The sequence below is a fragment of the Saccharopolyspora soli genome, assembly GCF_022678645.1.
In the GTDB taxonomy this organism is placed as follows: Bacteria; Actinomycetota; Actinomycetes; order Mycobacteriales; family Pseudonocardiaceae; genus Saccharopolyspora; species Saccharopolyspora soli.
In genome coordinates this window covers 19702-28724 of sequence record NZ_JALBWV010000089.1, presented here as the reverse complement: position 1 = coordinate 28724, position 9023 = coordinate 19702, and the positions used below count along the sequence as shown (strand labels likewise).

The window sequence follows — 9023 nt, the reverse complement described above, 5'->3', positions numbered from 1 at the left end:
TGATCACTCACGGCCATGCCCGTCCTACTCCACCACCCACGCCAAGATCAGCAACCCCGCCTACCGCCGGAGCCTCTTAGTCAGCAGGGGTGCTGCGCAATTTCGCGAGAAATTGCTTGGCTCTGCTGTCCGCGGGCCGGTCAGCCGGTGAAGGCGGAGGCTCGGGTGCCGGTGCTGGTGTTCGGGAGGACGAGCAGGCAGCCGTCCGCATCGGTCGGGTCGGTGACGCCTTCGCGGGCCGAGGTGACGTACAGGTCTGTCAGGTCGGTGCCGCCGAAGCAGCAGGCCGTGGGGCGCCGCACCGGCAGCGGGATCGTCTGGTCCAGCTCGCCTTTCGGCGTGTAGCAACGGATTTCGCCCTTGTCGCGCACCGCGACCCAGATGTTGTCCGCCGCGTCCACGCACAGTCCGGCGGGCTCGCCGTCGACCTCGCACAGCACCCGGTGCTCACCGGTCGCACCGGAGGCGAGGTCGAAGTCCAGCACACCGATGCGCCGCGTCGCGCTGTCCGCGACGTACATCCTGGTGTCGTCCGGGCTCCAGCCGATGCCGTGCCCGGCGGCCAGACCGCGCAGCACGATGCCTGCCGCACCGTCACTGCCGATCCTCGCCAACCAGCCGTCGCCTCGTTCGCCCTCGTGCACCGTCGTCGCCCACAACCGGCCCTTGCGGTCGATCATCGTCTCGCCGCCGTGCACGCCGTCGCGAGCCCAGTAGACGAGCCAGGTCCGGTGCTCGCCGTCGGCCTCGAACAGCGCGATCCCGCCGGAGAGGTGCAGCACGAGCCCGCCGCGGCTGCGCGGCTTCGCGGCGCTGACCTGCTGTGGAACCTGCATCGTGTGGTCGGTGTGACCGGGTGCGTAGCGGTGCACGGTGTGCGTCGGCGGATCCACCCAGAGCAGGGTGTCGGTTCCGATGTCCCAGGTGGGCGCCTGTCCGGAGCGCGCCGCCGCCTGAACTGCGATGTCGACCTGGGCCTGCACGCGTCACCTTTCCGAACACCCGATGCAACGGCCCAAGACCTTACCGCGACGTCGAAGAGCCCTTTCCCGTAGTCGTTTTGCGGGCTGCGGAGCCTCGGACGCGGCGGTGCTAGTGCGGTGGAGCCTGCGCCCCAGTGCCGGAGTCGACTGCCGCGAATGTCCGGAAAACTCAGGGTCATCCCCGAGACCGGGACTGGGTGCGCCGCGTAGCCTCGATGGTGTGAACCGACTGCCTGATCGTCGCCGCGTGCGCGTGCTACCGGAAAACCCGCTGCGCGCCGCGATGGGCATGCTCGTCGCCACTGCGGTGCTGTACGCGATCGAGTTCTACGACACCGCCACCCCGGCGTCGAGCCTGGAGGTGAACGGCATCGAGCCCCGCGAGGTCAGCGGACTGGACGGCATCCTGTGGGCGCCGCTGCTGCACTTCGACTGGGCACACCTGTTCGCCAACACCCTGCCGTTTCTGGTGCTCGGCTGGCTGGTGCTCGCCGGTGGGCTGCGGCAGTTCATCGCCGTGACCGCGATGGTCTGGATCGTCGGCGGCCTCGGCACCTGGCTGGTGGGCGCGCCCGGCGTGCACATCGGGGCGTCCGGGGTCATCTTCGGCTGGATGGTGTTCCTGCTGCTGCGCGGTTTCTTCCAGCGCAGCTTCGCGCAGATCCTGGTCGCGGTGGTGCTTTTCTTCTACTGGGGCGGCATGTTGTGGGGCGTGCTGCCCGGCCAGCCCGGAATTTCTTGGGAAGGGCACCTGTTCGGCGCGCTGGGCGGGGTGCTCGCGGTCTGGTTGGTGGCGCGCAGCACGCGTCGGCAGGCCGCCGGACCCGCGCCTGGCACACTGGCCGGGTGACTGACGCCCCGATCGGGATCTTCGATTCCGGCGTCGGCGGGCTGACCGTGACCCGCGCGATCATGGACCAGCTGCCCGGCGAAACGCTGTGCTACGTCGGCGACACCGCCAACGCCCCGTACGGCCCGATGCCGTTGGCCGAGATCCGCGCCCGTACCCTCGCGATCACCGATTCGCTGGTCGACGAGGGCGTGAAGATGCTGGTGATCGCCTGCAACACGGCGTCGGCGGCCTGCCTGCGCGATGCGCGGGAGCGCTACGAGATCCCGGTGGTCGAGGTGGTGCTGCCCGCGGTGCGCCGCGCGGTGGCGACGACCCGCAGCGGCCGCGTCGGCGTGATCGGCACCAAGGCCACCGTGCAGTCCCGCGCCTACGACGACGCGTTCACCGCTGCTCGGGACATCACGCTCAGCACGGTGGCGTGCCCGCGTTTCGTGGACTTCGTCGAGCGCGGCATCACCAGCGGTCGGCAGATCTTGGGGCTGGCGCAGAGCTACCTGGATCCGCTGCAACGGGCCGACATCGACACGCTCGTCCTCGGCTGCACGCACTACCCGATGCTCACCGGCGTGCTCCAACTCGCGGTGGGTGATCAGGTGACGTTGGTCTCCAGCGCGGAGGAGACGGCGAAGGACGTGGTGCGGATGCTCACCGAGAGCGATCTGCTCGCGGACTCGGAAGCGGCGCCCGTGCACGAGTTCCGCGCGACCGGTGCACCGGACCGGTTCGCTCGGCTCGCCGCCCGCTTCCTCGGTCCGGCGCTGGTCGCCGATGCCGTGCGCCCGCTGACCATGTCAAGCTCGACCGCATGAAGCTGACGATTCTCGGCTGTTCCGGCAGCATGCCCGGTCCGGATTCGCCTTCTTCCGGGTACCTGCTGGAATCCGGTGGTACCCGCATCGCGCTCGACCTCGGCAACGGCACGCTCGGCGCGATGCAGCGGTTCGTCGACCCGTTCACGCTCGACGCGGTGTTGTTCAGCCACCTGCACCCGGACCACTGCGCGGATTTCGCCGCCCTGGCGGTGCTGCGCCGGTACCACCCGAACCCGCCGTACGACCCGGCGGTGCGGCGGTTGCCGGTGTTCGCGCCCGAGAACGCGCCGCGTCGGCTCGCCGCCCTCTACGCGCCGAACGAGGCGGAACTCGCCAGAACCGATCTGTCGGACGTGTTCGAATTCATCCCGATCTCCGCCGAGCCGATGCGCATCGGTGCGTTCGAGGTGCAGGCCATCCCCGTGGCGCACCTGTGCCCGGCGTGGGGTTTCCGCGTCGCAGCGGAGGACAAGGTGCTGGCCTACACCGGCGACACCGGCTGTTGCCCGCAGCTGACCGAACTCGCGGCGGATGCCGATGTGCTGCTGTCCGAGGCGTCCTGGACGGACTTCGCGGGTGCCCCGGACGGCGTGCACCTGTCCGGGCGCCAAGCGGCCGAGGCGGCGAAGACAGCCGGGGCCCGACGCCTGCTGCTCACGCACGTCGCGCCCTGGTCCGATCGGGACGCGATCCTCGCCGAGGCGGTCGCCACCTTCGACGGCCCCACCGAACTGGTCACCCCCGGCGGCAGCTACGACGTGTAGGTGCCCGTGACCGGCGGGCGAGCGGTCGGGCTTAGGGTTGGGGCGTGGCACGAACGGATGGGCGGAGCGACGACGAGCTCCGCGAGGTGCGGATCACGCGCGGGTACCAGGACTGGCCAGCCGGATCGGTGCTGGTCGAATTCGGCCGGACGCGGGTGTTGTGCGCGGCCAGCGTCCAGGAAGGCGTACCGCGCTGGCGAACCGGCTCCGGACTGGGCTGGGTGACCGCCGAGTACGCGATGTTGCCGTCGTCGACGAACACCCGCAGCGCCCGCGAGTCGGTGAAGGGGCGCATCGGCGGACGCACCCACGAGATCAGCAGGCTGATCGGCCGTTCCCTGCGCGCCTGCATCGACATGGCCGCGCTCGGTGAGAACACGGTCACGTTGGACTGCGATGTGATCCAGGCCGACGGCGGCACCCGCACCGCGGCGATCACCGGCGCCTACGTGGCGCTGGCGGACGCGGTGACGTGGCTGGGCGCGGCCGGTCGGCTGTCCGACCCGAAGCCGTTGTCCTGCTCGGTCGCCGCCGTCAGCGTCGGCGTGGTGGACGGCCGGGTCCGGTTGGACCTGCCGTACGAGGAGGACTCCCGCGCCGAGGTGGACATGAACGTGGTGGCCACCGACCACGGCACCCTGGTGGAGGTGCAGGGCACCGGCGAGGGCGCCACCTACACGCGGTCCACAATGGACAAGATGATCGACGTCGCGCTGGCGGGCTGCGCCAAGCTCGCCCAGCTCCAGGCCGCCGCGCTGGCCGAGCCGTATCCGGGCGAGCTGCCGGGGAGCGCCGCATGACCCGCGTCCTGCTGGCCACCCGCAACCAGAAGAAGCTGGTCGAGTTGCGCCGCATCCTGGCCGCCGAGGGCGTGACGGGTCTGCAGGTCGTCGGCTTGGCCGACGTGCCGCCGTTCCCGGAGGCGCCGGAAACCGGCGCGACGTTCGAGGAGAACGCGGTGGCCAAGGCCGCCGACGCGGCGCAGGCCACCGGCCTGCCCGCGGTCGCCGATGATTCCGGCATCGCCGTCGACGCGCTCAACGGCATGCCGGGTGTCCTGTCGGCCCGCTGGTCCGGCAAGCACGGCGACGACCAGGCCAACCTGGACCTGCTGCTGGGCCAACTCGCCGACGTCCCGGACGACCGCCGCGGGGCGGCGTTCGTGTCGGCGTCGGCCCTGGTGCTGCCGAACGGCAAGCAGGTGGTGGTGCGCGGGGAGTGGCGAGGCAAGGTGATTCGCGAAGAACGCGGCACCAACGGCTTCGGCTACGACCCGATCTTCGTCCCCGAAGGCGAAACCCGGACCAGTGCGGAGTTGACTCCGGAGGAGAAGGACGCCGACTCGCACCGCGGCAGAGCGCTGCGCCTGTTGCTCCCAGCACTGCGCGAACTCGCGGGTTGAGAATCTGTCTTCCAAGCTCGTTTTGCTTTGCGGTGCGGGTAGCGGAACCTCAGACGCCGTCTCGGTCCGGGATCCCCGACATCATGTATGCCCAATACACCACGTCGTGGCTGTCCTCCCGAGATGACGTCTGAGAACCCGCGGCGGTGCAAGCGCGACAGGTGGGCTAAGCGGCTGCGCCGCTTCAAAACAAGAACGAAGACACGGGCTGAGCCACGTCCGTCCGACGGATCCATCAGTCCAATGTGGTAACCCCTTTTTTGTGACACTGTTACCAAACGCTTCGCCGCAGGCAGTGAGGCGATCGAGATGTGATGCCGCTCGCCCCGCGCGGAAATTCGGCCGTTCTAGAAGCTAGCTTCGGATGTCGTGTTCACCGATTGGCTCGAACTAGCGCTGCTCGTCGTTGTCGGCTTCCTGTCCGGCGCGATCAACGCAGTAGCCGGGGGCGGCTCCCTGCTGGTCTTCCCGGCGCTGTTGGCGACCGGGATGCCCGCGCTGGTCGCCAACGTGACCAACTCGGTGGCGCAGGGACCTGGGTTCGTCGGGGCCGCGATCAGCCAGCGCGACGACCTCCGCGGAACGCCTCGGCGGGTGTGGGTGACGTCGGTGGCCGCGGCCGTCGGATCGGCGCTGGGCTGCGTGCTGCTGATGGTCCTGCCCAGCGAGGTGTTCGACGCCGTGGTGCCCGCGCTGGTGGCGTTGTCCGCCGTGCTGATGGCGTTCCAGAACACCATTCGCAAGTGGCTCGGCTCACCAGGCGAGGGCGCCCCGGATCGGACCGTACTGCTGACCGCGGGGATCTTCCTGGCCTCGATCTACGGCGGCTACTTCGGCGGCGCTCGCAGCGTCGTGCTGATCGCGATCCTGGTGCTCGCCGCCACCGACAGCATGCGCCGGTTGAACGCGTTGAAGAGCTGGCTGGGCATGATCGGCAGCGCGGTCACGCTGGTCGTCTACGCGCTGATCGCCCCGGTCGACTGGATCGCGGTGCTGACCCTGGTGCCCACCACGGTGCTGGGCGGCTTCGCTGGCGGCAAGATCGCCCAGAAGCTGCCGCCGAGCCTGCTCCGCTACCTGGTGGTGGTGATCGCCGCCGCAGTGGCGATCTACATGGCACTGGACTAGGGACCGCTGCGGCGGTGGTTCGCGTGGCGGCCGTACCCGAATGCCCGTTCACCACGTGGGCTGTCCTCGCGCGAGGTCTTGGGGGGCGACACCGTCCACCTCGGCGACGAGCCCGACCTCGCCGCGCTTTACGAGATGGCGGTAGGCGGCACCCTGCTGCCCGCACTCGTCGGCTTCTTCCAGGGCGCCGCCGCCGTACAGGCGCGCGGGCTGAAAGCGAGCACGTTGGTGCGGTTCACCGCCAAGTGGTTCGAAATGATCAACTCCGTGCTACCGGTCTTCGCCAGAGAGATCGACAGTGGCGACTACACCAGGCCCATGTCCACCGTCAATCTCTTTCTCGCGGGAGCGGTCCACGACCAGAACCTCGGCGAAGAGGCGAACATCGACGTGACATGGCACGCGCCGTTGCGCGAACTGCTGAAGCGCGCCGTCGAATCAGGCCACGGCGACCACAGCATCTCAGCCCTGACGGAGGTGCTCAAGAAGCCCGAACCGGCGGCGTGACATGCAGAACTGCCGGGAGTGCGGGCTAACGCATGTGCGCTCAACCGAGGTCGGCTACTGGCTGTCGAGGGTCAGGAGAACGCGCTGTCGGCGGCAGAAGCGGATGTTCGATGGCCGTCAAATCATCGCCTTGAGAGTCGGTCGGCCAGTCCCGTTCTCCCGCATTTTCGGGGGTACGCAACGATCTCGTGGTGATGGTCCTTCCGTGGAGGGCCAAGGCACCATCCTCCAGCAGTGCTTGCCGCTCGGACCATCGCGATCGGTACGGGTCATGGCTGACCCGGTACCGGGACCGGTGGGTCCGGTGGCCCGTCCTTGTTGTTGGCCGGGTGCCGAAAAAAGATGGCCGAGGATGTCGAGACCGTGACGTCGGCTCCGTCCCCGGGACACGAGCGGCCACGAGGGGCCGTGCGACACAGGAGGATTCCGTGACGATTCACCGGATGGATCATGTCGGCTTCGTGGTGGAGGATCTCGCGGCGGCGATCGCGTTCTTCGTCGAACTGGGCCTGGAGTTGGAGGGCGAGACCACGGTCGAGGGTGCCTGGGTGGACCAGCTCGTCGGGCTGGAGGGCGTGCGATCGGACATTGCTGTCGTGCGGACCCCGGACGGCCAGGGCCGGGTCGAGCTGTCGACGTTCCGTCGGCCGGTGGCCACCGGCAGTGCGCCGTGGGAGCCGGTGAACACCCCGGGCATCCCTCGGCTCACGTTCGTCGTCGACGCAGTCGAGGATGTCCTCGACCGGCTGCGCGGCCACGGCGCCGAGCTCGTGGGCGAGCTGGCGCAGTACGAGGATTACTGCCGGTACTGCTACGTCCGCGGCCCCGCCGGCGTCATCATCGGGCTGGTCGAGGAACTCCGCTGAACGACGCTGCGTGCGTCCGTGTGATAGATCGCCGACCATTACCATCCGCATCGAAAGGACCGCCGCCATGGCCGTCGCTGATGATCTCGACCGTGCCACCGACTCGAAGTGGGACTGGGTCGCCGAGCAGACCCGGACGTATCTGGCCTCGGGCGGAACCGAGGGACACGAGTCGGACGGCGTGTACACCCTCGTGCTCGCCACGACCGGACGCAGGACCGGCGAGCCGCGTCGCACCTGCCTGATCTACGGCACCTCGGGGGACGACTTCGTCGTCGTCGCCTCCAAGGGCGGCGCCGACGAGGATCCGGAGTGGTTCAAGAACCTCCAGTCGGACCCGAGCGTCGGCGTGCAGGCCGGCACCCGCCGGTTCACCGCCCGCGCCCGGGTCGCGTCTCCGGCCGAGCGCGAGCCCCTCTGGGCCCAGATGGTGAGCATCTTCCCTCTGTACGCTGAATACGCGCAGAGGACCGACCGCGTGATCCCGATCGCCCTGCTCACTCCACAGGACTGACTCAAGTCATCTCCGGCCTGCGGTCCATGGCCCTGAACTCGAACGTTCGCGACGTGTCCTGGCATGGCTAACCGAACCACCCGATGATCCACCGACGCCGTGAGCGGCAGGCAGACGCTCAGCTGATCGACTCCGTGTCCTGCTCTCAGCGCGCTGTCGTCGGCATGACAGGACGTGGTGGGCCGTCATCTCGGTCGAGATGTGGATGTTGTTCGACCGGCGAGTGGGCTCCCATCCGTCGTCGGTCGATACCAACTGCCCAGCACGGGGAACCACAAGACAGGGCAGGTTCCTATCCGAATCCAGGGGGTCGATCACGCGGGCAAGCTACCGACACCCTCGCAGCACAACGCCAGGAGCTGCCCAAACTCGGCAGTTAGTTCAGTCAACGGGGCATGGCGTGGGGATTCCCGATCTTGGACCGGATCGGAGGGCACCGGCCGGGGCGGTGCCCTCCGAGTCAGACGCCGAGGTCCTTGCGGAGGCGTTCGACGTGGCCGGTTGCCTTGACGTTGTACAGCGCCTTGGCGATCTTGCCTTCCGGGTCCACCACGAACGTCGACCGGATCACACCCTGCACGATCTTGCCGTAGTTCTGCTTCTCGCCGAACGCGCCCCACGCCGTCATGACCGATTTGTCCTCATCGGACAGCAATGGGAACGTCAGGCCCTCGGCGTCGCGGAACTTCGCCAGCTTGGCGGGCTTGTCCGGGGAGATCCCGAGGACGTCGAAACCAGCATCGTTGAGCACCACCAGGCTGTCCCGGAAGTCGCAGGCTTCCTTGGTGCAGCCGGGGGTGCTCGCCGCTGGGTAGAAGTAGACCACCACGGATCGGCCCCGGTAGTCGCTCAGCGACACCGTGCCGCCGTCGGCGTCCGCCAGCGCGAACTCGGGCGCCTTGTCGCCGACCGAAAGTCGATTCTGCTCACTCATGCACCCGACGCTAGCCGATCGGGCCGACCGCCTCGTCGGCGGTGAAGCGGGGGTCACTCGCGCACGGCTCCGGCTCCGCCAGCTGCCGGGGTGACCTGCGAAACCTGGGTTGTCGCTGGTTGCTCGGGGGCGCGTTCCGCCATCGCGATGAAGCCACCAACGAGCAGCCCGGCCACCGCCGAGGCGGTGAGGGCCAGTGCGCACCTGGTGTAGATCCGGACGCTCACCGCATTCCCCTCCCACGGCAGTGACTTCGACAC

Annotated in this window: 12 protein-coding genes; 9 read left to right on the top strand and 3 right to left on the bottom strand. The window is 68.8% G+C overall.

The features are described from left to right. Positions 1 to 140: 140 nt before the first annotated feature. Positions 141 to 983 (bottom strand): SMP-30/gluconolactonase/LRE family protein, encoded by an 843-nt coding sequence (locus MOQ72_RS39580; protein WP_242191106.1) that lies wholly within the window; start codon positions 981 to 983, stop codon positions 141 to 143. A 253-nt stretch (positions 984 to 1236) separates the two neighbouring features. Between MOQ72_RS39580 and MOQ72_RS39575 the strand changes: the two genes are divergently transcribed. From MOQ72_RS39575 to MOQ72_RS39535, 9 genes are all read left to right on the top strand, one after another. Continuing rightward, positions 1237 to 1833 (top strand): rhomboid family intramembrane serine protease, encoded by a 597-nt coding sequence (locus MOQ72_RS39575; RefSeq protein WP_242191107.1) that lies wholly within the window; start codon positions 1237 to 1239, stop codon positions 1831 to 1833. Next, positions 1830 to 2645 carry a glutamate racemase gene (murI, locus tag MOQ72_RS39570; protein WP_242191105.1) on the top strand — a complete coding sequence of 272 codons (816 nt, stop codon included), beginning with the start codon at positions 1830 to 1832 and terminating at the stop codon, positions 2643 to 2645. The genes MOQ72_RS39575 and murI overlap by 4 nt, the downstream gene beginning before the upstream one ends. After that, positions 2642 to 3412: an MBL fold metallo-hydrolase gene (locus tag MOQ72_RS39565; protein ID WP_242191104.1), complete on the top strand. Its 771-nt coding sequence runs from the start codon at positions 2642 to 2644 to the stop codon at positions 3410 to 3412. The genes murI and MOQ72_RS39565 overlap by 4 nt, the downstream gene beginning before the upstream one ends. A 44-nt stretch (positions 3413 to 3456) precedes the next feature. Beyond that, positions 3457 to 4212, top strand: coding sequence for a ribonuclease PH (rph, locus tag MOQ72_RS39560; protein ID WP_242191103.1), 756 nt, complete (start codon positions 3457 to 3459; stop codon positions 4210 to 4212). Beyond that, a complete protein-coding gene (gene rdgB, locus MOQ72_RS39555) occupies positions 4209 to 4814 on the top strand; it encodes an RdgB/HAM1 family non-canonical purine NTP pyrophosphatase (protein ID WP_242191102.1) in 606 nt (201 codons plus the stop codon). The genes rph and rdgB overlap by 4 nt, the downstream gene beginning before the upstream one ends. A 369-nt stretch (positions 4815 to 5183) precedes the next feature. Beyond that, positions 5184 to 5942 carry a sulfite exporter TauE/SafE family protein gene (locus tag MOQ72_RS39550; protein WP_242191101.1) on the top strand — a complete coding sequence of 253 codons (759 nt, stop codon included), beginning with the start codon at positions 5184 to 5186 and terminating at the stop codon, positions 5940 to 5942. Positions 5943 to 6020: 78 nt separating this feature from the next. Further along, positions 6021 to 6449 (top strand): imine reductase family protein, encoded by a 429-nt coding sequence (locus tag MOQ72_RS39545; protein WP_242191100.1) that lies wholly within the window; start codon positions 6021 to 6023, stop codon positions 6447 to 6449. 428 nt (positions 6450 to 6877) lie between these two features. Continuing rightward, the gene (locus tag MOQ72_RS39540) at positions 6878 to 7315 is read left to right on the top strand and encodes a VOC family protein (protein WP_242191099.1); all 438 of its coding nucleotides are present in this window, start codon (positions 6878 to 6880) and stop codon (positions 7313 to 7315) included. Positions 7316 to 7382: 67 nt separating this feature from the next. Then, positions 7383 to 7829 (top strand): nitroreductase family deazaflavin-dependent oxidoreductase, encoded by a 447-nt coding sequence (locus tag MOQ72_RS39535; RefSeq protein WP_242191098.1) that lies wholly within the window; start codon positions 7383 to 7385, stop codon positions 7827 to 7829. A gap of 460 nt (positions 7830 to 8289) precedes the next feature. On the opposite strand, the gene bcp is transcribed toward MOQ72_RS39535, so the two are convergent. Further along, positions 8290 to 8763, bottom strand: coding sequence for a thioredoxin-dependent thiol peroxidase (gene bcp / locus MOQ72_RS39530; RefSeq protein ID WP_242191097.1), 474 nt, complete (start codon positions 8761 to 8763; stop codon positions 8290 to 8292). Positions 8764 to 8816: 53 nt separating this feature from the next. Continuing rightward, positions 8817 to 8990: a hypothetical protein gene (locus MOQ72_RS39525; protein WP_242191096.1), complete on the bottom strand. Its 174-nt coding sequence runs from the start codon at positions 8988 to 8990 to the stop codon at positions 8817 to 8819. Positions 8991 to 9023 lie beyond the last annotated feature (33 nt).